Origin of the sequence: Streptomyces curacoi (genome assembly GCF_001513975.1) — a bacterium.
GTDB lineage: Bacteria > Actinomycetota > Actinomycetes > Streptomycetales > Streptomycetaceae > Streptomyces > Streptomyces curacoi.
Genome location: NZ_KQ947986.1, coordinates 473,893 through 497,265, shown reverse-complemented (window position 1 = coordinate 497,265; position 23,373 = coordinate 473,893). Strand labels below are relative to the sequence as shown.

At 71.9% G+C, this 23,373-nt stretch carries 21 protein-coding genes; 7 read left to right on the top strand and 14 right to left on the bottom strand.

The window, feature by feature from the left end; translation table 11 throughout:
• Positions 1 to 12 precede the first annotated feature (12 nt).
• Positions 13 to 2,088: a transketolase gene (gene tkt / locus AQI70_RS11915; RefSeq protein WP_062147354.1), complete on the bottom strand. Its 2,076-nt coding sequence runs from the start codon at positions 2,086 to 2,088 to the stop codon at positions 13 to 15.
• Between the two features lie 177 nt (positions 2,089 to 2,265).
• Here tkt and AQI70_RS11910 point away from each other — a divergent pair, with 177 nt between their 5' ends.
• Positions 2,266 to 3,165, top strand: coding sequence for a helix-turn-helix domain-containing protein (locus AQI70_RS11910; protein ID WP_062147350.1), 900 nt, complete (start codon positions 2,266 to 2,268; stop codon positions 3,163 to 3,165).
• Positions 3,166 to 3,174: 9 nt separating this feature from the next.
• On the opposite strand, the gene AQI70_RS11905 is transcribed toward AQI70_RS11910, so the two are convergent.
• The 3 genes from AQI70_RS11905 to AQI70_RS11895 all read right to left on the bottom strand — a co-directional run bounded on the left by AQI70_RS11905 (position 3,175) and on the right by AQI70_RS11895 (position 6,566).
• Positions 3,175 to 3,501 (bottom strand): GNAT family N-acetyltransferase, encoded by a 327-nt coding sequence (locus AQI70_RS11905; RefSeq protein WP_244181579.1) that lies wholly within the window; start codon positions 3,499 to 3,501, stop codon positions 3,175 to 3,177.
• Positions 3,502 to 3,939: 438 nt separating this feature from the next.
• Entirely contained in the window at positions 3,940 to 5,211 is a 1,272-nt protein-coding gene (locus tag AQI70_RS11900; protein WP_062147343.1) for an MFS transporter, read from the bottom strand.
• Complete coding sequence (locus tag AQI70_RS11895; protein ID WP_062148306.1) at positions 5,208 to 6,566, bottom strand: MBL fold metallo-hydrolase; 1,359 nt, start codon at positions 6,564 to 6,566, stop codon at positions 5,208 to 5,210. Before AQI70_RS11895 ends, AQI70_RS11900 begins: the two co-directional genes overlap by 4 nt.
• 88 nt (positions 6,567 to 6,654) lie before the next feature.
• On the opposite strand from AQI70_RS11895, the gene AQI70_RS11890 reads away from it, so the two are divergent.
• Positions 6,655 to 7,317 carry an ArsR/SmtB family transcription factor gene (locus AQI70_RS11890; protein ID WP_167358899.1) on the top strand — a complete coding sequence of 221 codons (663 nt, stop codon included), beginning with the start codon at positions 6,655 to 6,657 and terminating at the stop codon, positions 7,315 to 7,317.
• Positions 7,318 to 7,375: 58 nt separating this feature from the next.
• On the opposite strand, the gene AQI70_RS11885 is transcribed toward AQI70_RS11890, so the two are convergent.
• On the bottom strand, positions 7,376 to 8,773 hold the full coding sequence (locus tag AQI70_RS11885) for a glycoside hydrolase family 16 protein (protein ID WP_062147337.1): 1,398 nt from the start codon (positions 8,771 to 8,773) through the stop codon (positions 7,376 to 7,378).
• Positions 8,774 to 9,037: 264 nt separating this feature from the next.
• On the opposite strand from AQI70_RS11885, the gene AQI70_RS11880 reads away from it, so the two are divergent.
• Positions 9,038 to 9,325, top strand: a complete 288-nt coding sequence (locus AQI70_RS11880) for a DUF1905 domain-containing protein (RefSeq protein WP_062147334.1) — start codon at positions 9,038 to 9,040, stop codon at positions 9,323 to 9,325.
• Between the two features lie 58 nt (positions 9,326 to 9,383).
• Here the strand turns inward: AQI70_RS11880 and AQI70_RS39095 are convergent, their stop codons facing one another.
• The 5 genes from AQI70_RS39095 to AQI70_RS11860 all read right to left on the bottom strand — a co-directional run bounded on the left by AQI70_RS39095 (position 9,384) and on the right by AQI70_RS11860 (position 14,108).
• Entirely contained in the window at positions 9,384 to 9,830 is a 447-nt protein-coding gene (locus AQI70_RS39095; RefSeq protein ID WP_208607342.1) for a hypothetical protein, read from the bottom strand.
• Positions 9,831 to 10,091: 261 nt separating this feature from the next.
• A complete protein-coding gene (locus AQI70_RS11875) occupies positions 10,092 to 10,847 on the bottom strand; it encodes an IclR family transcriptional regulator (RefSeq protein ID WP_062147331.1) in 756 nt (251 codons plus the stop codon).
• Entirely contained in the window at positions 10,844 to 12,247 is a 1,404-nt protein-coding gene (locus AQI70_RS11870) for an alpha/beta hydrolase family protein (protein WP_062147328.1), read from the bottom strand. Before AQI70_RS11870 ends, AQI70_RS11875 begins: the two co-directional genes overlap by 4 nt.
• Positions 12,244 to 13,602 (bottom strand): MFS transporter, encoded by a 1,359-nt coding sequence (locus AQI70_RS11865; protein ID WP_079051250.1) that lies wholly within the window; start codon positions 13,600 to 13,602, stop codon positions 12,244 to 12,246. The genes AQI70_RS11870 and AQI70_RS11865 overlap by 4 nt, the downstream gene beginning before the upstream one ends.
• An 80-nt stretch (positions 13,603 to 13,682) precedes the next feature.
• On the bottom strand, positions 13,683 to 14,108 hold the full coding sequence (locus AQI70_RS11860) for a MarR family winged helix-turn-helix transcriptional regulator (protein WP_062147323.1): 426 nt from the start codon (positions 14,106 to 14,108) through the stop codon (positions 13,683 to 13,685).
• 265 nt (positions 14,109 to 14,373) lie between these two features.
• Here AQI70_RS11860 and AQI70_RS11855 point away from each other — a divergent pair, with 265 nt between their 5' ends.
• The 4 genes from AQI70_RS11855 to AQI70_RS11840 are packed head-to-tail and all read left to right on the top strand — an operon-like array spanning position 14,374 to position 18,143.
• The gene (locus AQI70_RS11855; RefSeq protein WP_062147319.1) at positions 14,374 to 15,291 is read left to right on the top strand and encodes an SDR family NAD(P)-dependent oxidoreductase; all 918 of its coding nucleotides are present in this window, start codon (positions 14,374 to 14,376) and stop codon (positions 15,289 to 15,291) included.
• A complete protein-coding gene (locus AQI70_RS11850) occupies positions 15,291 to 16,166 on the top strand; it encodes an amidohydrolase family protein (protein ID WP_062147316.1) in 876 nt (291 codons plus the stop codon). The genes AQI70_RS11855 and AQI70_RS11850 overlap by 1 nt, the downstream gene beginning before the upstream one ends.
• 10 nt (positions 16,167 to 16,176) lie before the next feature.
• A complete protein-coding gene (gene menE / locus AQI70_RS11845) occupies positions 16,177 to 17,679 on the top strand; it encodes an o-succinylbenzoate--CoA ligase (protein WP_062147313.1) in 1,503 nt (500 codons plus the stop codon).
• Between the two features lie 8 nt (positions 17,680 to 17,687).
• Positions 17,688 to 18,143 (top strand): MaoC family dehydratase, encoded by a 456-nt coding sequence (locus AQI70_RS11840; RefSeq protein WP_062147310.1) that lies wholly within the window; start codon positions 17,688 to 17,690, stop codon positions 18,141 to 18,143.
• On the opposite strand, the gene AQI70_RS11835 is transcribed toward AQI70_RS11840, so the two are convergent.
• The 4 genes from AQI70_RS11835 to AQI70_RS11820 are packed head-to-tail and all read right to left on the bottom strand — an operon-like array spanning position 18,134 to position 23,363.
• Positions 18,134 to 18,964, bottom strand: a complete 831-nt coding sequence (locus AQI70_RS11835) for a PaaX family transcriptional regulator (protein ID WP_062148303.1) — start codon at positions 18,962 to 18,964, stop codon at positions 18,134 to 18,136. The genes AQI70_RS11840 and AQI70_RS11835 overlap by 10 nt on opposite strands.
• Positions 18,965 to 18,988: 24 nt before the next feature.
• Positions 18,989 to 19,837, bottom strand: a complete 849-nt coding sequence (locus AQI70_RS11830) for a hypothetical protein (protein ID WP_062147307.1) — start codon at positions 19,835 to 19,837, stop codon at positions 18,989 to 18,991.
• Positions 19,837 to 21,504, bottom strand: a complete 1,668-nt coding sequence (locus tag AQI70_RS11825; RefSeq protein ID WP_062147304.1) for a PHP domain-containing protein — start codon at positions 21,502 to 21,504, stop codon at positions 19,837 to 19,839. Before AQI70_RS11825 ends, AQI70_RS11830 begins: the two co-directional genes overlap by 1 nt.
• 17 nt (positions 21,505 to 21,521) lie before the next feature.
• Positions 21,522 to 23,363: a LamG-like jellyroll fold domain-containing protein gene (locus AQI70_RS11820; protein WP_062147300.1), complete on the bottom strand. Its 1,842-nt coding sequence runs from the start codon at positions 23,361 to 23,363 to the stop codon at positions 21,522 to 21,524.
• Positions 23,364 to 23,373: the final 10 nt, after the last annotated feature.

The following is a 23,373-nucleotide window of genomic DNA, read 5'->3' as shown; positions in this document are numbered from 1 at the left end:
CTGGCGGTGGGATCAACCACGCGCGGCAGCGAGGGATTCCCGGGCTGCGGCGGCGACGTTCTCGGCGGTGAAGCCGTACTCGGCGAACAGGGTCCTGGCGTCGGCGGAGGCGCCGAAGTGCTCCAGGGAGACGATGCGTCCCGCGTCCCCCACGAACCGGTACCAGGTCAGACCGATCCCGGCCTCGACGGCGACCCGCGCCTTCACGGACGGCGGCAGGACGCTCTCGCGGTACTCGCGCGGCTGCTGCTCGAACCACTCCACGGAGGGCATCGACACCACCCGCGTCCCGATCCCCTCGGCCTCCAGCTGCTCCCGCGCGGCGACGGCGAGCTGGACCTCGGAGCCGGTGGCGACGAGGACGACGTCGGGGGTGTCGGTGGAGGAGTCCTTCAGGACGTAACCGCCCTTCGCCGCATCCGGGTCGGGCGCGTACGTCGGCACACCCTGGCGGGTGAGCGCCAGCCCGTGCGGAGCCGGGTCGGTGGCGTGCCGCCGGAGGATCTCGGCCCAGGCGATCGCGGTCTCGTTGGCGTCGGCCGGGCGGACGATGTTCAGACCCGGGATGGCCCGCAGCGAGGCCAGGTGCTCGACCGGCTGGTGGGTGGGGCCGTCCTCGCCGAGACCGATGGAGTCGTGCGTCCAGACGTACGTCACCGGCAGCTGCATCAGCGCGGACATCCGGACGGCGTTGCGCATGTAGTCGGAGAACACGAGGAACGTGCCGCCGTAGATACGGGTGTTGCCGTGCAGCGCGATGCCGTTCATCTCCGCGGCCATCGAGAACTCACGGATGCCGAAGTGGACCGTACGGCCGTACGGGTCGGCCTCGGGCAGCGGGTTGCCCTCCGGCAGGAACGAACTCGTCTTGTCGATGGTGGTGTTGTTGGAGCCGGCGAGGTCGGCGGAGCCGCCCCACAGCTCGGGGATGACCGCACCCAGCGCCTGCAGCACCTTGCCGGAGGCGGCGCGTGTCGCGACCGACCTGCCCTCCTCGAAGACCGGCAGGGCGTCCTCCCAGCCCTCGGGCAGCTGACCGGCGACGATCCGGTCGAACAGCCGGGCACGCTCGGGGTGGGCGGCGCGCCACGTGCCGAGCCGCTTGTCCCAGTCCGCGTGTGCCTCGGCACCCCGGTCGAGGGCCCGGCGGGTGTGGGCGAGGACCTCGTCGGCGACCTCGAAGGTCTGCTCGGGGTCGAATCCGAGGACGCGCTTGGTGGCGGCGACCTCGTCCTCACCCAGCGCGGAGCCGTGCGAGGCCTCGGTGTTCTGGGCGTTCGGGGCCGGCCAGGCGATGATCGTGCGCATCGCGATGATCGAGGGGCGCTCGGTCTCGGCCTGCGCCGCCTTGAGCGCCGCGTACAGCGCGTGCACATCGATGTCGCCGTTCTCGGCGGGCTCGATCCGCTGCACATGCCAGCCGTAGGCCTCGTACCGCTTCAGAACGTCCTCGGAGAACGCGGTCGCGGTGTCGCCCTCGATGGAGATGTGGTTGTCGTCGTACAGGAAGACGAGGTTGCCGAGCTTCTGGTGGCCGGCGAGCGAGGACGCCTCCGCGGAGACGCCCTCCTGCAGGTCGCCGTCGGAGACGATCGCCCAGATGGTGTGGTCGAACGGGGACTCGCCCTCGGGCGCCTCCGGGTCGAACAGGCCGCGTTCGTAGCGGGCGGCCATCGCCATGCCGACCGCGTTGGCGACGCCCTGGCCCAGCGGGCCGGTGGTGGTCTCGACGCCGGCGGTGTGACCGTACTCGGGGTGACCCGGCGTCTTCGACCCATGGGTGCGGAAGGACTTGAGGTCGTCGAGCTCCAGCTCGTACCCGGCGAGGAAGAGCTGGGTGTACAGGGTCAGCGAGGTGTGGCCGGGGGAGAGGACGAAGCGGTCACGGCCGGTCCACTCGGGGTCCGCCGGGTCGTGCCGCATCACCTTCTGAAAGATCGTGTACGCGGCCGGCGCCAGGCTCATCGCGGTGCCCGGGTGGCCGTTGCCGACCTTCTGCACGGCGTCCGCCGCCAGAAGGCGCGCGGTGTCGACGGCACGCCGGTCCAGTTCGGTCCATTCGAAAGTGTCCGGTGTCTGCGTGCTCATCTTCAAAAAGTCCTCGATCGGAGCGAAGTGGCTGGTCCAACGCGTTCAAAAGTAAAAGTCTGACTTTTCTTGGGGAAGGTCCGCGTGTGTCAGGCTGTGGTGAAAGTGGGACACCGCGGCGAGCGCAGCGCACGGCTGAGCGCGAGGCGCGCACGACTGAGACGGCACGAGACGGACATGGCGGATACAACGGCCCAAGACGGCGACGGCGGCGACGGAATCAGAACGTTCCCCTTCCCGGTCGATCTGAGCGTCCTCGGCGTCGGCATGCAGGTCGGCCCGATGGGCACCGGCCGCACCTGGCACGCCGTGGACGCGCCGCTGGAGCGGGTGCACCGCATCGACTTCCATGTCGTGATGCTCTTCAGCGAGGGACCCGTCCGTCACATGGTCGACTTCGCCGAGTACGAGGCGACGGCCGGCGACCTGCTGTGGATCCGCCCGGGCCAGGTCCACCGCTTCTCGGCGGCCGACGACTACCGGGGCACCGTCCTGACCATGCAGCCCGGCTTCCTGCCCCGCGCCACGGTCGAGGCCACCGGCCTGTACCGCTACGACCTGCCGCCCCTGCTCCACCCCGACGACGCCCAGCTCACCGCCCTGCGGTCGGCCCTCGCCCAGCTCCGACGCGAGTACGAGGACACGACGACCCTCCCGCTGAGCCTGCACACCGCGGTCCTGCGCCACTCGCTCACGGCTTTCCTGCTCCGCCTCGCCCATCTCGCCGCGAGCTCGGACCGGGCCGCGGGCGGCCAGGCCGACACGACCTTCACCCTCTTCCGGGACGCCGTGGAGAAGGGCTTCGCCACCAACCACAGCGTCAGCGCCTACGCCGACCAACTCGGCTACTCCCGCCGCACCCTCGTCCGCGCGGTCCGCGCCGCCACCGGCCAGACACCGAAGGGCTTCATCGACCGACGCGTGGTCCTGGAGGCCAAACGGCTGCTGGCCCACACGGACCTGCCGATCGGCCGGGTGGGGGCGGCGGTCGGGTTCCCCGACGCGGCGAACTTCTCCAAGTTCTTCCACCAGCACACGGAGATGACACCGGCGGCGTTCCGCGCGGAGCTGCGCTGAGCGCCTCGCTCAGCCGCCGGCCGGACCGGCGCCGCCGAGCCGGGCGCCCGGGCACAGGTGGAAGAGTCCGGGGTCGCCTTCGTCCGGACCGTGCACCAGGCCGACCGGGTGCCGGCCGACCCCGTGCAGCAGTCGCTGCATCGGGTGGTTGGAGACATTGGTGGAGGTGAACAGCTTCGCGGTCGTGCAGGCGGCCTCGACCGCCTCGACGAGACGGGTGGCCACCCCGCGCCGGCGGGCGTGGGGCGCGACCGTCAGCAGGGTGAGGAAACCCTGCTCGAAGAAGGTGTACTCCAGCACGCCGTAGCCCACGGGAGCGGACGACTCCTCGGCCACGAGGACCGAGCCGTGCTCGCACCAGCGCCGGATGCTCTCGCGCCGCGCCTCCTCGACCCCGGCGACCCGATGGCGGTCAACGCGGCCCAGTCCGAGGTCTGCGCGCGGCGTATCGACGGTCCGCCGGAATTACTACGGCGCCGGCCTCGACTCGCGCACGCCGCGCCCGGCCCCCCTGGTCCAGCTGGTCGTCGGTGCCCGGACAGAACCTTCGTCACGGCCGAGTACGACACCTTCGCGCGTGTGCTTCGCGTGCAAGGGCACCGGCCTGGTGTCCGCCGCCGACGCCGCGCGCGCCGACGCCGACGACGACGCCGTGGGGCGCGTGGACGTCGCCTTCCGGGGACGCGGCCCCCGACGAGCCGCACGCCGACGGCGGCCGCGTCGACCATGCACGGCAGTGCGTCGGTGGCCGGCGCCGCGGTGGCGAGCTGGGCGTCACCCATGGGACCCATGGTGGCGGTGAGGCCGCGTCTCGTACGTGCGCACCGCGACGACCAGTCCCGAGGCGGCTGTCAGGGCCGCGACCGTCCAGATCGCCGCCCTGATCCCGTACGCGTCGGCGAGGACACCGGCGAGCAGCGCGCCGACCGCGAACCCGCCGTCACGCCACAGCCGGTAGACGCCGACCGCGCGGGCCCGCCAGGCGGGATGGGCCACGTCGCCGATGACGGCGAGGAGGGTCGGATAGACGAGCGCGGTGCCGAGCCCGAGGAGGATCTGCGCGCCGGCCCAGAGCGGGAGGCCGGTTCCGGCGGCCACGAGCGCGATCGCGGCCGACTGCAGCAACATGCCCGCGGTGATGAGGACTTTGCGGCCGACGTGATCCGACCACCACCCGGTGACCAGCTGGCCCGCACCCCACACGGCCGGGTACAGGGCGGCCAGGACGCCGATCTGCGCCACCGACAGCCCGTGCGCGGCGAAGAGCAACGGGAAGACGCCCCAGGCGAGGGCGTCGTTGAGGTTGTTCACCAGGCCCGCCTGGCTGGCCGCCGACAGCGCCCTGTCGGTCAGGCTGGTCCGGCGGGCGACCTGAGCGGTAGTCAACTCCCGCTCTTCCGGCGCCTGTACGGGGTGCAGCGCGGCCTCGGCGCGGGCGTGCTCGCGGGTCTCACGGACGGCGAACAGGGACAGGCCCAGGGCCAGGACGAGATACGCGGCGCCCAGCAGGAAGGGCTCGGGCCGCAGCCCGGCGTGCTCGGCGAGGGCGCCGGTGGCCATCGCGGTGGCGGCGACCGCGCCGTATCCGGCGGCCTCGTTGAGGCCCATGGCCAGGCCCCGGCGCTGCGGACCGGCCAGGTCGATCTTCATGATGACGGTGGTGGACCAGGTCAGGCCCTGGTTGACGCCGAGGAGGACGTTCGCGGCGACGATCCAGCCCCAGGACGGGCCCCACCCGAGCATCGCGGGCACCGGCAGGGCGATCAGCCACCCGGCGACCAGCACCGGCTTGCGTCCGTACCGGTCCGAAAGGGTGCCCGCGAAGAAGTTGGTCACCGCCTTCGTCGCCCCGAACGCCAGGATGTAGGTGAGGGCGGCGGTGTACGCGGACAGGTGGAAGACCTCGTCGGCGAGCAGCGGCAGTACGGTGCGCTCCTGGCCGAGCATGCCGCCGACGAGGGCGTTGACCAGGACGAGCAGGCTGAACTGGGCGAGGTTGGCGCGCAGTCCGAGCCGTACGCCGTCTCGGCCGGTGGTCGCCGTCACGCGCCCTCCTCCAGCCGGCGCCCGGTGACCTCGGCCCAGTCGTCCGGGCCGCCCACGAGCACGGCGAGGCCGCGGTGGCCGGCCCGCTGCAGGAGGCTGGCGGCGGTCATCGCGCGCTCTCCGTGGGCGCAGTGCACGAGCGCGCCCGGCGGTGCCTCGTCCGTACGGGCCGCCAGTTCGCCGAGTTCGATGCCGACCGCTCCGGGGATGTGCCCGGCGGCCCACTCCGAGCGCTGGCGCACATCGAGGACGGCACGGCCGCCGACGCGGTCGGCCCGCACGAGTTCGACGGTCTCCCGTTCGCCCCCGTCGGCCGTCCAGGCGTCCATGGTGAGATGACCGAGCAGCCGCTCGTACCCGATCTTCAGAGCCTGCCAGATGAGTTCGGCGAGATCCTGACCGGGCGCGGTGACGAAGACGAGCGGGACGTCCTCGGGCAGCAGCCAGCCGAGCCAGGTGGCGAACGAGTCGCGCAGCTGGACGGAGAGAGCGCCGGGGATGTGGCCGGCGGCGAAGTCCCGTACCCGTCGTACGTCGACGATCCGCGCACCCTCGCCGAGCAGCCGGCGTACGTCGGCCGTGGACAGCGCGGGCAGCGGGGGCGCGGCGGAGAGCAGCGCGGGACCCCGCCGGTTCGCCTCGGCCAGGCGGTCGAAGTACGCGGGGTAGGAGCCGAGGCCGCCGAGCAGCTCCCGTACGAAGCTGTCCTCGTCCGGCGCGGCGAGCAGGGCGTTGGCCCGCTTCTCGGCGCCGACGGTGGTGGTGCGCCCGGCACCCGGCGGGGCGGAGCAGAAGGAACCGGCGCCATGGGTGGGCCATACGGCCGTCGCGTCCGGGAGCCGGGCCAGGCGGTGGAGGGAACGGTACTGCGCGCGGGCGAGTTCCTCCGCGCGGTGGGCGCCGAGCAGGTCGGTGCGGGCGGCCGAGCCGACGATCAGTGAACCGCCGGTGAAGACCCCCAGCTCCCGTGCGCCGTCGAGCAGGAGGAAGGACACATGCTCGTCCGTGTGGCCGGGGGTGGCCAGCGCGCGCAGGGTCAGCCCGCCCAGGTCCACCTCGTCGCCGTCGGCGAGGCCCCGATGGCCGAAGGCGCGGCGTCCGGCGGCGGAGGCCAGCACCGTCGCGCCGTCGTCGGCGGCGAGCTGGAGCGCGCCGGTGAGGAAGTCGGCGTGCAGATGGGTGTCGGCGGCGAAGGCCACGGTGAGCCCCCGTCGCTCGGCCGCCGCACGCAGGGCGCGCAGATCGCGGCTCGCGTCCACCGCCAGGGCGCGGCCGTCGCCCAGCTCGACGAGGTAGGCACTGTTGCCCAGGCCCGTGTCGACGAGCGGAATCAGGTGATCGTCCGCGAAGCCCATCGGATCCTCCAGTTGCCACGGTACGGGCGCCGGGTGGCCGGCCGCCCACCCCACCACTACAATATTCCATGGAATGATGGAGGAAGCCATGGGAGACGCGGTACGCAAGGCCGCCCTGTACGACGCCTTCGCCCGCACCGGCAAGGCGCTGAGCAGTGGAAAACGCCTGGAGCTGCTCGATCTGCTGGCCCAGGGCGAGCGCACCGTCGACGCCCTCGCCAAGGCCGCCGGCCTGAACCTGACGACCGCCTCGGCGCACCTGCAGACCCTCAGGCAGGCCGGCCTGGTCGCCACCCGACGTGACGGCGTACGCATCCGCTACCGCCTGGCCGGAGACGACGTCGCCGCCCTCTACGCCCTGCTCCGCCGGGTCGCCCAGGCCCACCAGCCCGCCGTCGAACCCGCGCGCGCCGCCTACCTCGGCGCCGACGACACGACGGCGGTCGACCGCGAGGAACTCCTCTCCCGTGCCGCGGCGGGGGAGATCGTCGTCCTGGACGTGCGCCCGGCCGAGGAGTACGCGGCCGGACACATCCCCGGCGCCCTGTCCATCCCGGTCGCCCAACTCGCCGACCGTGTCGCCGAGTTGCCCGAGGGGACCGAGGTGGTGGCCTACTGCCGGGGCGCCTACTGCGTCCTCGCCCACGACGCCGTACGCCTGCTGCGGGAGCGCGGCCGCAGGGCCGTCCGGCTCACCGACGGGATGCTGGAGTGGCGGCTGGCGGAGCTGCCCGTGGAGACGGCGGCGTGAACGGCCGATGCCCCCGCGAGGGCGATCGAGTCCCGCGGGGGCATCGGCAGTGCCTGTGTCAGCGACCGAAGTTGAACCAGTTCACGTTCACGAAGTCCGACGGCTGACCGCTGGTGAAGGTGAGATAGACGTCGTGCGTCCCGGTCACCCCGCTGATGTTCGCCGGGATCGTCCGCCACGACTGCCACCCGCCCGTGTTGCCCACCGCGAAACTGCCGATGGGTGCGTTGCCGCGGCTGTCCAGGCGAACCTCGACCAGACCGCTGACGCCGCCCGCCGCACCGCTCGCCACCCGTCCGACGAACTGAGTGGCCGCCGTGGAGCCGAAGTTGACGCCCCGGAAGAGCGCCCAGTCGCCGTTGGCCAGCGAGCCGATGTTCTGCCCGCCGCCGGAGTCGGAGGTGGACTCGGTGCCGACACCGCTCTGGCCGTCGTACGACTCGGCCTGGATGGCGCTGTAGGCGTCACGGTTGCCCGTCGGCGGGGGAGTGGTACCGCTCCCACCGGCCGACAGCACCTGGACGTAGTCGACGACCATGGGGTGGCCCGGCTGCGTGCCGCTGTCCGGGCCGCCGCCGAAGGCGTCCGGGAAGCCGCCGCCCATGGCCACGTTGAGGATGATGAAGAAGCCGTGGTCCGTCGCGTTCTTCCACGTCGTCGCGTCGACCTGGTTGGCCCGCACGGTGTGGAAGTTGGTGCCGTCGAGGTAGAAGCGGATCTCCTCGGGGCTCGTCGAGCGGTCCCACTCCATCCGGTAGGTGTGGAAGCCCGCCTGGCAGGTCGTGCCGGAGCAGGTGGTGTTGCCGCCGATGCCGCTGGTCTCGTTGCAGGGGCCGCCCGGTGAGGTGCCGCAGTGCATCGTGGCGAACACCGTGTTCATGCCCTGCGTGTTCTCCATGATGTCCAGCTCGCCGACGCTGGGCCAGTTCCAGTAGTTGCCCCGGTAGGGCGCGCCCAGCATCCAGAAGGCCGGCCAGTAGCCCTTGGCGGCGGCCCCGGTCACGTTCGGCACCTGGATGCGGGCCTCCACGCGGAGCTTGCCGCCCGCCGGGGGCTGGAAGTCGGTGCGGTTGGTCTCGATGCGGCCGGACGTCCAGTTGCCGGAGGCGTCGCGGCGGGGGGTGATGCGGAGGTTGCCGTTGCCGTCGAGCGCGACGTTGTCGGTGCTGCTCGTCATCGTCTCGATCTCGCCGGTGCCCCAGTTGGCGGGGCCGCCGGGATAGCCCTTGCCGGTCGCGTACTGCCAGGTGGAGGTGTTCACGCCGGTGCCCGCGGCGCCGTTGAAGTCGTCCAGGAAGACCTGCGTCCAGCCCGCCGGGGGCGTGGGCGCGGAGGCGTTCGCGGACGGCACGGCGACGAGGGCGCCGGCCACCGCCAGGCCGAGCGCGCCGAGCGCGGCGACAAGCGCGCGCCTGACGGGGCGTCGTCTGCGGTGTATGCCGGAGGGTTCGCTCATGGGGAGTGCTGCCTCTCGGTGTACGGAGTGGGGAGTTGAGTGCGCGGGTGCCTTTGAGAGCGCTCTCAAAGTGTCGCCAATGTGCTCCCCGTCACTGCGGCCGTCAAGAGGTGAAGCACAGAAAACCCGCCCGGCGCAGCCGAGTTCACCCTGTGAATACGGAAACGTGCCCGGCAGCCCGAGATTTCGGCGCGGCCACCTCGCAGAGCCCGTTGTGAGTGAAAATGAGAGCGATCCGGCCCCTCTTGAGAAGAGACCGACCTCGTGGAACTCGCCTTCACCGGCCCGGTGATCGAATGGCGCGGACCGGCGCCGTACTACTTCGTCCGCGTCCCGGCCGAGGAGTCCGCCGACATCCGCGACGTGGCCGCGATGGCCACCTACGGCTGGGGCGTCATCCCCGTCGAGGCGCGGCTCGGCGAGGTCGCCTTCGAGACGTCGCTCTTCCCCAAGGACGGTGGCTACCTGCTGCCCCTGAAGAGCGCGGTGCGCAAGCCGCGGGGCCTCGGGTCCGGAGACGAGGTGACGGTGGAACTGACCGTCCGCCTCTAGCGCGGCCGGCCGCGGGGCACCGGCAGGCGGGTGGCGCCAGCGCCGCACCGAGGAGGCGTCAGGCGTTCGCCGTCACGGACGGCGCGGGCGCCGGCGGCTGCTCGCGCGCCCGCGCGGTGGTCTCGGCGCCCATCAGACGCGGCGGCCGAGCAGCGCTGTCGTCGCGGGGAGGATCAGCGTCCGTACGGCCGTCATTGTCGACCGGCACCGCGACGGTCGAGCCGGGACCGAGCCGCAGGACGGGGCGAAGCCGCGCCTCGATGCCGTCGGCAGTCGCTTGGCGTCCCTGAGGCTGATCGTTGTTCCGGTGACGGGTAGCGCCAGGACCGGCAGCGCCGGGGCGACAGTGGCCGGTACGGCGACGCGGCGGCGGGCCGAGAAGCGGGCCGGGCGCGCGCGAAAGGCGGCCCTCCTTGCGGTTCGGCCGAACCTTCTCGGGGGTGATGCACTCGCCGAGTCTGGCGAGCAGCGCGGGCAGCGGCGTCGGGGACGTGTCGGCGACCAACACGGCCCCATGGCCAGACCCGTGCTGCGCAGGAAGTCGCTCGGGAACATCAGCAGCGCGGTCAGGTTGACCGCGACCGTGAACTCGGGGAAGGGCATCGTGCGACGAGAGGGCTGTCGGCGGTGGGCGTGTTGTTGTCGGGCGGGTGCCCCGGCTGAGCTGTCTGCGGCCTGTGGTCGTTGGGCGGATGATCTGCCGAGCTGTCCGCGGTAGGTCTGTGGCTGTCGGCCGGACGTCCGGCCGGGCTGTCCGTGAAGACCCCTACGGCTCCTGTTCCGGCTGCCACCCCAGCCCGCGTGAGATCCCGCGGGCCGCGAGCCGCACTGCCGGTACCAGGGCCGGCACCTGTGCGTCGGCCTGCGGTACGACGACCGATACGGCGGCGGCCACCGTGCCGTCCGGGCCGCGCACGGGGGCGGCCACCGACAGCGCGTCGTCGGTGACCTGGCGGCTGCTCACCGCCACCCCGGTGCGGCGCACTTCGGCCAGCATGCGGCGCAGGCGGGCCGGCTCGGTGACGGTGTACGGCGTGAAGGAGGCGAGCGGACCGGCGCAGTACTCGTCCTGGAACTCCGGGGCGCTGTGTGCGAGCAGCGCGAGCCCGACCCCGGTGGCGTGCAGCGGCCAGCGTGCTCCGACGCGGATGTGCACGCCGACCGCCGACCGGCCCGACAGCCACTCGATGTAGACGACCTCGCCGCCGTCCCGCACCGCCAACTGCACGTTCTCGTGCGTCGCTTCGTACAGGTCCTCCAGATACGGCAGCGCGACCTGCCGCAGCGCCAGCCCGCGGGGCGCGAGTGCCGCTACCTCCCACAGCCGCAGCCCGACGTGGTAGAGGCCCGCCTCGTCCCGCTCCAGGGCGCCCCAGTCGGTGAGGGCGGCCACGAGCCGGTGCGCGGTGGTCAGGGTGAGTCCGGCCCGCCGGCTGATGTCCGTCAGGCTCAGCGCCGGGTGCTCGAGGTCGAAGGCCGCGAGCACGGACAGCAGCCGGTCGGGCGCGGAGCGGGTGGTCATGGCCGGGCGTCTCCGGAAGGTGTGCGGACGTCCGCCGGGTGGGCGAGGTCGTGGGGGCGGGGGTAGGGGGTGGGCCGGTAGTGCAGATAGCGGGCCGCGGTGGCCGGATCCTCCTGTCGCGCACGGGAGTTGAGCGCTTCGGGCGAGGCGTCCCAGCGGCCCGTGTCCAGCCGGTGTTCCAGGGTGTGCAGGGCGCCGATCATCTCGCCGGAGGTGAAGGTGCAGTGGCCCGGGGCGTCGACGTAGGCCTGGCTCAGCAGCGGGCCGGAGCCCGCCGCGATGGCGGCCCGCCGGTAGGCGCTCTCGGCCTGTACGGGGATCAGCGCGTCGCCGGTCGTGTGGATGTTCAGCTGCGGATCGGTCAGCCGGCCGGAGAAGACGCTGGTGTGCCGCATCCACCGTACGGCCGTGGCGTCGGCGGAGATCCGCGGTGCGCGGTTGAGGGCCGCGAGGTCGGTGCGCAAGGACAGTCCCGCCTCCCTGTAGAGCTCGCTCACCTCTTTGTACAGCGGGGAGCGGCCGAGCATGGCGGTGTAGTCGACGCCGGTGTTCCAGGACATGTTGCCGCCGGCGCGGCTCTCCGCCTCCTGCCGCCAGCTGAAGGCGGGGAGCTGGATCAGGCCGGTGAGGGCCGTGTACTGGTTGGCCTGCTGCGCCTGCCAGTCGGTCGGCCCGGGCTTGGTCTGCGTGGGGTCGTTGTGGCCGGGGATGTTGTGCAGGGCGGCGGCGAGGGCGATGCGGGCGCGGCCCTGAGCGGTTTCCTGGGCCGCCGCGGTCCTCGTCGCCAGCGCGCTCGCGGCACGCTGTGCGGCCGCCTGGTCGGGGAAGTCGGTCAGCGGGATGTCCGCGGCGGGGGCCAGCAGCGTCTTCAGCGCGAAGACCGGGTCCAGGGTGCTGTTCCAGTTGGCCGCCCCGCCCTGCACCAGACCGCACATCGACAGCGAGCCGTCGAAGCGGTCCGCGTGCCGCTCGGCCAGCATCGTGGTGACGAGGCCGCCGTACGAGGTGCCCCAGGCGAGGGTCCGCCGGGCCGCCCCGAACCTCTCCGTGAACAGGTCGAGGGTGGCCAGCTGGTCGGGCACGGCGTCGGTCACGGCCCAGCCCTGCGTCGCGTAGGAGGAGCCGATCAGGGCGTACCCCGCGGCGAGGAGGCGGGTCAGCGCGTCCGGGCTCGGCGCGTTCTGGGCGGGGTTGCCGGGCGCGCCGGCCGGGCGGTAGCCGTGGCTGTACAGCAGGACGGTGCCGTTCCAGTCGGCGGGTACGTCCATCAGGTACGCGGCGCCCGAGGGCAGTTCGCCCTCCAGGTGGGTGTCCGTCGCCGCCTGTACGGGTGAGGCGACGGCGGTCGTCGCGCAGACGGCCGCGACGGTCAGTAAGGCGATACGGGTGCGGAGTCTCAACGGAGTGTCCCTTCCGGAGTGGGGGTGGTGGTGCGGGACGGGGGAGCGTCGAGCGTGTCGGCGTGCGTCTCGCGCAGCCGCCACACGGTGAGCGCGGTGATCGCCGCCCCGCCGCACAGCAGCAGCGAGACGGGCGCACTGCCGCCGCCGGACGAGGCGAGCAGGCTGCTGGCGATCAGCGGTGAGAACCCGGCGCCGAGCAGGGTGGCCGCCTGGTAGCCGAGGGAGGCACCGGTGTAGCGGACCCGCGTGCCGAACATCTCGCTGAGCAGCGCGCCGAGCGGGCCGTACATCGTCGACTGGGCGACGCCGTGGCCCAGCGCGAGGGCGAGGATCAGCAGGCCGGGGGAGCCGGAGTCGACCAGCGCGAGCACCGGGAAGGCGAGCGCGGCCGAGGCGACGGCACCGGCCAGGACCACCGGGCGGCGGCCGACCCGGTCGGACAGCGCGGAGGCGGCGGGGAGGACGACGAGCGCCACGCAGGAGGCGACGGTCACGGCGGTGAGCACCTGCGGACGGGTGTACCCGTGCTGGACCGCGTACGAGATCATGAATCCGGTCAGCAGGGACTGGGCCGTGAACGCGCCGATGCCGACGCACGCAGCGAGCAGCACGGGCTTCGGGCGGCGCAGCACCTCCACCACCGGCGGCCTGCCGGGCTCGGGTTCGTGCCTGGCTTGCGCGAACAGCGGGCTCTCGGCGACCTTCAGGCGCACGAACAGGCCGACGCCCAGCAGCACGATGCTCAGCAGGAACGGCACCCGCCAGCCCCAGGCGCGGAACTCGCCGTCGGGCAGGGCGGACACCAGCGTGACCACGCCGGCCGACAGCACCGAGCCCAGCGGCGCGCCGAGCTGGGTGAAGCTGGACCACAGGCCGCGCCGCGCGCCCTGGGTGCGTTCGGCGTGCTCGACGACCATCAGGGTCGCGCCGCCCCACTCGCCGCCGATCGCGAGGCCCTGCACCACGCGCAGGGTGACGAGCAGTACGGGCGCCCACACGCCGATCGCGTCGTAGGTGGGCAGGACACCGATGAGGAAGCTGCCGCAGCCCATCAGGACCATGGTCAGCAGCATCATCGACTTGCGGCCGATCCGGTCGCCGAAGTGGCCGAAGACGATGCCGCCGAGCGGGCGGGCGACATAGCCGGCGGCGAAGGTGCCGAAGGCCGCGATGGTGCCGACCGCGGTGTCGGCGCGGGGGAAGAACAGGTCGCCGAAGACCAGCGCGGCGACGGTGCCGTAGACGAGGAAGTCGTAGAACTCGACTGCCGTGCCGAGCAGGCCCGACAGGGCGACGCGACGCAACTGCCGCGCATCGGAGGGCGGTTGGGCGGTGGAGGGGGATGGCTGCACGGTGAGCTCCCTGGGGACGGGTCTCGGTTGCTCCGTGAAGTTAGGCATCTCCCCTGCGGCCGTCAATCATTTGCACAACATCAGCTGAGTCCGTCCTCGGCGATCCGCAGCAGCAGCGCGTGCAGCGTCTCCCGTTCGGCGGCGTCCAGCGGGTCCAGCAGTTCGTTGGTCACCCGAAGGCCCGCCTCGTCGGTGTCGCGCAGAAACGCGCGGCCGCCCTCGGTGAGGACGACGATCCGGCTGCGGCGGTCGTCGGGGGCGGGGCGGCGCTCGGCGAAGCCCAGCTTCTCCAGGTCGTCGACCAGGCCGACGATCGCGCTGGGGTCGTAGCCGAGCCGGGCGCTCAGCTCACGCTGCAACGCCCCTTCGCTGGTGGCGAGGAAGCGCAGCACCGCGTAGTGGCGCAGCCGCAGTCCCGACTCCAGGAGGAAGGAGTTGAAGAGCTGTCCGGACCGCAGGCCCAGCCGGTACAGCAGGTAGCCCGTGTCCGCGTGCAGCCCACGCATCCACGGCTCGTTCGCGTCGATGGGCTTCGGGGTGGCGTGCTGGCGAGTGATGGCGGGCTCCCTGTGCTCGATCGGTCCTGGAGATTCGGTCCTGGAGATTCCAGCATGTCGCACCCGTAAGCCATCAACAACTATTGACGTCATCAATTATTGCTCTTAGCTTCGATCTCGAAGCCGCACCCGTGTGACTCGGCGTCGCACCCACGTCGCAGCCAGTCGCACCCATGTCGTACCTATGTCGCACCCATGTGAAGGGACCCCGCCCGTGCCCAGCATCGATCTCACCGGCAAGGCCGCCGTCGTCACCGGCAGCGGCCGGGGCCTCGGCCTCGCCTACGCCCACGCCCTGGCCGCCCACGGCGCCTCGGTGGTCGTCAACGACGTCGACGAGGCCGTGGCCGAGGCGGCCGTGAAGTCCATCACCGAGGCGGGTGGCACCGCGGTCGCCGAAGTCGTCCCGGTCGGTACTACCGAGGCCGCGGACCGGCTGGTGGGCCGCGCGGTCGAGGAGTTCGGCCGCCTCGACGTCCTGGTCACCAACGCGGGCATCCTGCGCGACAAGGTCCTGTGGAAGATGACCGACGATGACTTCGACGCGGTGCTCACCACCCACCTCAAGGGCACCTTCACCTGTGCCCGCGCCGCCGCCGTCCGGATGCGCGAGCAGGGCGAGGGCGGCAGCCTCATCCTGGTCGGCTCCCCGGCCGGCCAGCGCGGCAACTTCGGCCAGACGAACTACGCCGCCGCCAAGGCCGGTATCGCCGCCATGGCCCGCACCTGGTCGATGGAGCTGGGCCGCGCGAACATCACCGTCAACGCGATCGTGCCGGTCGCCGCGACCGCCATGACCGAGACCATCCCGGCCTTCGCCCCGTACATCGAGGCCATGAGGAACGGCGAGCCCCTGCCGGACTTCCTGCGCAAGGGCGAGGGCTTCGGCACCCCCGAGGACTGTGCGGCCCTCGTCCCCTTCCTCGCCTCCGAGGCGGCCCGGGGTGTGACCGGTCAGTGCATCGGCATCGGCGGCGACAAGGTGGCACTCTGGTCGCATCCGCAGGAGATCGCGGCGGCGTACGCGGACGGCGGCTGGACCCCCGACACGCTGGCCGACGTCTGGCCCACCTCGGTCGGCGCCGAGCTCCAGTCGGTCGGCATTGCGGCGCCCAGGTTCCCGGAGGCGTGATGGACCTTCAGTCACTGGTCGCGATCGACGTCCACACGCACGCGGAGGTCTCCTCCAAGGGCCACTCCTCCCTGGACGACGACCTGCACGACGCGTCCTCGGCCTACTTCAAGGTCGAGGGCAAGCGCAAGCCGACCCTTGAGGAGACCGCCGCCTACTACCGCGAGCGGAAGATGGCCGCCGTGATCTTCACGGTCGACGCCGAGTCCGCGACCGGCACGCCACCGGTCCCGAACGAGGAGGTCGCCGAGGCCGCGGCCGCCAACGCGGACGTCCTCATCCCCTTCGCCTCCATCGATCCCTTCCGGGGGAGGGCGGGCGTGCGGCAGGCGCGGCGCCTGGTGGAGGAGTACGGGGTGAAGGGCTTCAAGTTCCACCCCAGCATCCAGGGCTTCTTCCCCAACGACCGCTCGGTGGCGTACGACCTGTACGAGGTCATCGAGGAGACGGGCACGATCGCCCTCTTCCACACGGGCCAGACCGGCATCGGCGCGGGCGTCCCCGGCGGAGGCGGAATCCGCCTCAAGTACTCCAACCCCCTCCACGTGGACGACGTCGCGGCCGACTTCCCGCACCTGAAGATCATCCTGGCGCACCCGTCCTTCCCCTGGCAGGACGAGGCCCTCGCCGTCGCCACCCACAAGCCGGGCGTGCACATCGACCTGTCCGGCTGGTCGCCGAAGTACTTCCCGCCGCAGCTCGTGCAGTACGCGAACACCCTGCTGAAGGACAAGGTCCTCTTCGGCTCCGACTTCCCCGTCCTCACCCCCGACCGCTGGCTCGCCGACTTCGCGAAGCTGTCGATCAAGGACGAGGTGAGGCCGAAGATCCTCAAGGAGAACGCCGCCCGACTGCTCGGGCTGACGAAACCGTAAGGGGCGTGACATGCGCAACGAGGGACTGGGGTCGTGGCCCGCACGCCGGGCCCGCAAGACCCCGCACCGCACCGCGCTGGTCCACGGCGACACCACCCGCACCTACGCGCAGCTGTACGACCGCACCACCCGCCTCGCCCACGCCCTGCGCGTCAGGGGCGTGCGCCGCGGCGACCGCATCGCCTACCTCGGCCCGAACCACCCCTCCTACCTGGAGACCCTGTTCGCGGCCGGCACGCTCGGCGCGGTCTTCGTCCCGCTCAACACCCGCCTGGCCGGCCCCGAGATCGCCCACCAGCTCGCCGACTCCGGCGCCAAGGCCCTCGTCTACGGCCCCTCGCACGCCGGGCTCGTCGCGGGTCTGCCGGGCAGCACGGACGTGCGTACGTACGTCGAAGTGGGCGCCGAGTACGAGGAGGCGCTCGCGTCGGCCTCCGCGGAGCCCGTCGACGCCCCGGTCACCCCGGACGACACCTGCATCATCATGTACACCTCGGGGACGACCGGCCGCCCCAAGGGCGCGATGCTCACCCACGGCAACATCACCTGGAACGCGATCAACGTCCTCGTCGACACCGACCTGATCGCCGACGAACGCGCCCTGGTCTCGGCCCCGTTGTTCCACACCGCAGGGCTGAACATGCTGACGCTGCCGGTCCTGCTCAAGGGCGGCACCTGCGTCCTGGTCGAGGCCTTCGACCCGGGGGCCACCCTCGACCTGATCGAACGGCACCGGATCACCTTCATGTTCGGCGTGCCGACCATGTTCGACCAGGTGGCCCGCCACCCGCGCTGGCCCGACGCGGACCTGTCCAGCCTGCGGATCCTGACGTGCGGCGGCTCGCCCGTGCCGACGCCGCTGATCGCCGCGTACCAGGAGCGCGGGCTGACCTTCCTCCAGGGCTACGGCATGACGGAGGCCGCGCCCGGAACCCTGTTCCTGGACGCCGAACACGCCGTCGGCAAGGCCGGCTCGGCGGGCGTACCGCACTTCTTCAGCGACGTAAGGGTCGTGCGGCCGGACGCGGCGCCGGTCGAGGTCGGCGAGACCGGCGAGGTCGTGGTCCGCGGCCCGCATGTCATGCCCGGTTACTGGGGCCTGCCCGAGGAGACGGCGGCCTCCTTCGCGGACGGCTGGTTCCGCAGCGGGGACGCGGCCCGGATCGACGAGGACGGCTACGTCTACATCGTCGACCGCATCAAGGACATGATCATCTCGGGCGGCGAGAACATCTACCCCGCCGAGATCGAGGACCTGCTCCTCGCCCACCCGGACATCGTCGAGTGCGCGGTGATCGGGGTCCCGGACGACAAGTGGGGCGAGGTACCGCGCGCGGTCGTCGTACCGCGCGAGGGCGCCGCGCCCGACCCGGACGAGATCCTCGCCTCCCTCGCCGGCCGGCTCGCCAAGTACAAGATCCCGAAATCGGTGGTCCTCGCGGACGAACTCCCGCGCACCGCCTCCGGAAAACTCCTCAAGTCCCGTGTCCGTACCCGGTACGGCAACAGTTAAGGAACCGCATGAGCATCACCGTGAACGGCCTCGACGAGCTGAAGAAGCTGGCGGGCAGCGACCTCGGCACCAGCGAGTGGATCGAGATCACCCAGGAGCGCGTCAACACGTTCGCCGACGCCACGGGCGACCACCAGTGGATCCACGTGGACCCGCAGAGGGCGGCCGAGGGCCCCTTCGGCGCCCCCATCGCCCACGGCTACCTCACCCTCTCCCTCTTCATCCCCCTGTTCACCGAGCTGCTGGACGTCCAGGGCGTCACCACGAAGGTCAACTACGGCCTGAACAAGGTGCGTTTCCCCGCCCCGGTCAAGGTCGGCTCGCGCATCCGGCTGGCCGGGAAGCTGGCCGAGGTCGAGGAGGTGCCGGGCGGGGTGCAGATCACCGTCGACGGCACCATCGAGATCGAGGGCGGCGCCAAGCCCGCGGCGGTGCTGCAGAGCCTGTCCCGCTTCTACGCCTGACCGTCCCGTACGGGCACCAGGTCGAGGAGGCGTTCCGAGGCCTCCCGTGCAAGGGGTGTGAACCGCTCGTGCACCGCCCGGAACGTCTTCTCGGCCTCCTCGGCCGGCCAGTCGTCCGGCAGATGCCTGACCGGCAGCCGCGGATCCTGGCGGATCACGCGCAGCCACTCGGCCTGCAACCTCAGCCGCAGCGCGAGGGCGTCCTCGGCGTCCGCCCGCTCCGTCAGCCACGGCTGCCAGCGTCGTACGAACGCCGCGTAGCGCGCCGCCAGTTCGGCCAGCTCCCAGGTCTCCTCGATCATCGCGCCGATGTCCATGCCGGCGTCGGCATGCGCGCGGAAGACCTTCACATGGGCGGACAGGCCGAGCTCGGCGACCAGGGACGACACGTCGACCTCGCCGGGCGCGATCCACAGCCCGCTGAACAGCGGGCCGAAGCCGCTCCAGGTCAGCTGGGAGCGCAGATCGTGGCGCTGGCGCTGCCACGACTCGGGCAGGGAGAAGCCGAGCAGGGTCCAGCTGCCGTCCCAGTGGCGGTTGACGGCGCCGGTCTGCCAGATGCGGTGCTCTCCGTCGCGCAGGACGGCCGCCGAACGCTCGGTCAGCCCGAAGTACATCCGGCGCCCCTCGCGCTGGCGGCGCAGCAGACCGCGGTTCACCATCCGGGTCAGGGTCGAGCGGGTCGCCTGCTCACCGACGCCCACGCGCGCGAAGACGTCGATGACGCTGCCCGAGTACACACAGACGTCCCGCCCGAGCACCTGGTCGCCCAGGAACGTCAGCATGAGGGACTGGGGCCGCAGCGACTCTTCACCGGTCACGCGGCCCACAGTACCTCCGGCCGATCAGTCCGTGACCTGCTGGTACGAGTGGACGGCCGTCGCCACCTTGCACACGCCCGGCGGGATCATCTGCGTGCGCAGGGTGCCGCTGCGCACGTCGTAGTCGACACCCTCCGTCTCGAACGCGCCCGTGCACACGCTGCGCTGCGGCAGCGCGAACAGGCTCTTCACCGCCCCTGTGACCGGCTGACCGTCCACCTTGCGCGGCAGATCCACCTGGAGCAGCGGACGGATCTCCGGGAAGAGCGTCCCCGAGGTGTCGTTCGAGGCGCACACCAGGCGGGTCTCCGTCACGAAGTCACAGCCCTGGATGTCACGCACCGGCTTGTCCAGGGTGATCTGCCAGGCCTCCGTCAGCTCCCCGCCCGTCGGCGGGGTGGCCGGGTTGAGCAGCGGCGCGGGGAAGACTTGAAGCCTCTTCTGCTCCCCCCACTCGCCCGACACCAGCCACTGCCCGTCGGGCGAGACGGTGGCGAAGGAGTTGTTCAGCTTCTCGCCCGGGTTGAGCCGATGCACGTACTCGTAGCGCTTCCCGGCCGGCGTCGTCACCGCGAACATCTTGGACGTGGCCGTGTCCGGGCCCTGGTAGGCGTCGAAGACATGGCCGCGTGCGACGTCCGGGTCGCCGATGTGGTTCCAGCCCTTGATGCGCAGATCCAGGGGGATGGAGGCGAGCCCGCGGTACAGCAGCGAGCCGTCCGCGCGGCTCGCCAGCCCCTGTCCGCCGCCCAGCGTGTCCGTGTACGCCGTGCCGGTTTCGGCCCAGCGCGGGTCACCGGCGGCGGTCGCCGTCCCCGCGCCGAGCGTGACGGCGCCCAACATGCAAGCCACGGTGAATAAATGACGTCTCATCAGACTCCTGCCACATCGACGAATACGGGGTTCGAATAGAACCACGTATCCGCCCACGGGTCACCGTTTCCGGGCTCGTGCGGAACCGGTCCGTGCGGGTCGACCGAGGCGCCTAGGTAGCCCGCGCCGTGACGGTTGCCGTCGCTGCCGCGCAGCCGGACGTAGAAGGACCCGTCCCCGGCGGTCAGCGGGACGCGCAGGGTGTACGTCCCCCTGCGGCCCGTCACGTCCTCGGTGCGCACGACCTTCGTGTCCGGCGCCCGCCACGTGTCCCGGTCGGTCACCGGGCCGCGCACCGCGCCCCGGATGACGTCCACGTGCGCCAACTCCGGCAGGATCCCCTGCGGGTTGGGCCGGGAGGCGGTCGTCACGGTGATGTCGAGCGTGAGCTTCTCGCCCTTGCGCACCCGCAGCCGGCCGCCCAGCGTGACGCCCCGTCCGAGGTCGCAGTCCCGCTTGAGGCGCACGTCGAGGCCGTCGAGCAGATGCCCGTGGTCGAGCCACACCCGGCCCGCGCGCAGGCCCGCCATCACCGCGCGGTAGCTGTAGCGGGTGACGCCGACGTGGGTGCGGCTGAACTGCCCCGGCCAGAAGTCGCTGCCCGGCTGCGGGGTGTCGGTGTTCACCGGGTCGGGCAGCTTGCCCGTGGTGTCGAAGTTCTGGCCCGCGGGCCAGTCCCCGTTCTTCCAGGTGTCGAAGACGATGCGGTGGGCGTCGGAGTTCGTCGTGATCGAGAACAGGCTGCCTTCCGCCAGCATCGAGTCCCACAGACCGCCCACCGTCGCGGTCGCCCAGTCGAAACCGCCGTACGTCAGATACGCGTCCGCCGGATAGCCGGCCCAGGACTGCGCCGACGGCCTGTTCTCGTACTCGCCCCGGATCGAGGTCGCCCCGCGCCAGCCGGGGATCGCGGCGCCCTGAGCGCCGGGCGCGCCCTCCATGCCGATCATGATCTCGGGGGCGGCGTCCCGCCAGCCCCGCATCTCGCGCGGGGAGTCGATGCCGAGACGCATCGGATGGTTGGCGAGGACGAGTACGTCGTCGATGCAGCCGGTGCGGCGCTGCTCGGCCAGCCACCGGATCGCCTCGACGGCGTGTGCCTCGTTGCGGGCGGTGTCGGCGCCGCCCGCGGAGCCGTCGGTGTAGCCGAGGAGCTTGCCGTCGTAGGCGGTCTCGAACCGGGTGAGCAGGTCGACCTCGTGGGGGCCGGGCGCCGCGAAGACCGTGCAGTGCTCGGCGGCCGGGATGTACCACTCCAGGCCCTGGAAGATCAGCTGACGCGGGTTCTCGGCGCGGGCCTTGAGGATCTCCTCGTGCTCCAGCACGGCCCCGTACTTGGCGTGCCCGAAGTTGGAGTGCTCGGTGAACACCATCCAGTCGAGGCCGTACCTGGCGCTCGCGGCGGCCAGTTGGGAGAACGTGTACTTGGCGTCGTGGCTGTAGACGGAGTGGATGTGGTGGTCGCCGACGAGGTAGGCGAGGCGGGGATCGTCGCCGCCGAGGTGTCTGTCGTCGGCGGCGAGCGCCGGGGTGGCGGATCCGAGGGCGAACGCGGCGCCGAACAGGCCGGCGCGGCGCAGGAGTCCGCGTCTGGACATGCCCTGCGGGTCCAGTTCGGCGGGGGAGACGGACGGATCGGCCCAGCTGGGCAACTGCTGCTCGGTCATGGTGGTCCTTTGGGGCGTCAGTGGTTCATGAAGGACGTGACGGGCAGCGCCCGGGCGACGATCCGGACATCGCCGAGGCGTCCGTACAGGATCTGGTCGATCGTGCCGCCGTACTCGTAGCCGCCGAGCAGCCACGGCAGCCCGACGGACGTGATGCCGACCGCCGCTGCCCTGGGGTTGCGGACCACCGGGCAGCCCTCGACGTACATCGTCGTGTGGGCGCCGTCGTTGACGACCGCGAGGTGCCACCAGGTCTCCAGCGGGGTCTCCTGGCCCCAGTTGGTGGCGATGCCCTCCTGGTTCAGCGGGCGCATCGCCCACTGCGGCTCCCGGTCGTTCGACAGGGAGAGCGTGGCGAGCGGCTCGTCCGGGTCGTCGGCGCTCTTGCCGGCGGCGCCGCCCGTGCCCGTACGACCGACCAAGCCCGACCAGGCGTTGTGCGAGGGGTCCCAGTCGGCGGGGAGGCGGTAGAACGCCTCGATGGTGTAACCGTCCCCGAAGGTCGCCGAGTTGAGTGGTGCGCCGTCGACCGTGCGCAGGTACGCGCCCTTCAGCGGGGACTTGTGGCCCTGGAACTCCAGGCTGCCGTGGCCGGGCTGGTCGGGGTGGTGGTCGGCGGACCAGCCCAGCTTGCCGCCGCCCACGGTGACGAGCGTGAGGTCGTTGCCGCGCCCGGACAGGTCCCGGACGGTGCCCTCCACCGGCTTGTCGAACCGCCAGTACGCCACCGTGCCCGGGACCAGCATCCGCGACGCGGGGCGCGCCGGGCGTGCGGGCACCGGATCGAAGCCGGAGAAACGGTCGGCGAAGTCGATCTCCACGGTGAACCGGTCGGCGTCACCGCTGAGTTCGATCTCCTGCCGCTCCAGCTCATTGAGCCCCTTGGCGGCCCGGCCGAGGATCCACGGCGAGACCGTCTCCACGTCGATGACGTTCCGGTCGAGGTCGAACCGGTACAGCCGGATCATCGCCGCGCCGCCGAAGTAGCGGTTCTGGTAGTTCGTCAGATGCAGGTGTACGTCGTTCCCCGCCGCGTTCTTGCGCGTTGCCCGGCCGGCTGGCCAGTAGTGCCCGTTGAGGGTGAGGAAGATCTGGTCGTGGTCCTCGATCAGCCGGTCCCACAGCTGCTGCCCATAGGCCGACAGGGAGTCGTCCTCGACGACCAGTTCGTGGGTGGTGAGGATGACGGGCGTCTTCGGATGCCGGGCCAGGACGTCCTCGGCCCAGGCGTGGCCCTGGGCCGACAGCCGCCAGTCCAGCGCCAGCACCATCCACTCACGCCCGGCCGCCCGGAACAGATGGAAGGTGTTGTAACCGTCGGGGGAGGCACCCCCGAACGTCTTCCCGCCCTCGAACCGCTGCGGCCCGAAGGCGTCCAGATACGGCGTCGCCCCGCGCTGGTCGGTCGTGGACGACTTCACGTCGTGGTTGCCGGCGAGCACGCTGTAGCCCACGCCCCGCCGGTCCAGCAGCCGGAACGCCTCGCTGATCGCGGTGACTTCGGGCCGGGTGCCGTTCTGGGTGAGGTCGCCGAGGTGGGACAGGAAGACGATGTTCTCCTCCCGGCCGTGCTCCAGCAGATAGCGCAGGGACGCCTCGACCGGCGCCTTGTCGATGCTCGGCCCGTCGAAGAGGTACTGCGTGTCGGGCATGACGGCGAGCGTGAAGCGCCGGCTGTCGGGGTCGGGCCGCCGGCGGTCCGCGGTGGCCGCTTCCGCGGAGGCCGCTTCGGCGGTGGCCGGCAGGGCGACCGAGGCGGTGGCGGCGGCGCCGAGGAGCGCCGTGGCCCGCAGGAAGCCGCGTCTTGCGGCGCCGGCCTGCGCGGCCTCGCCCTGGATGTGGTCATGCGAAGTACACACGTGTGCTCCG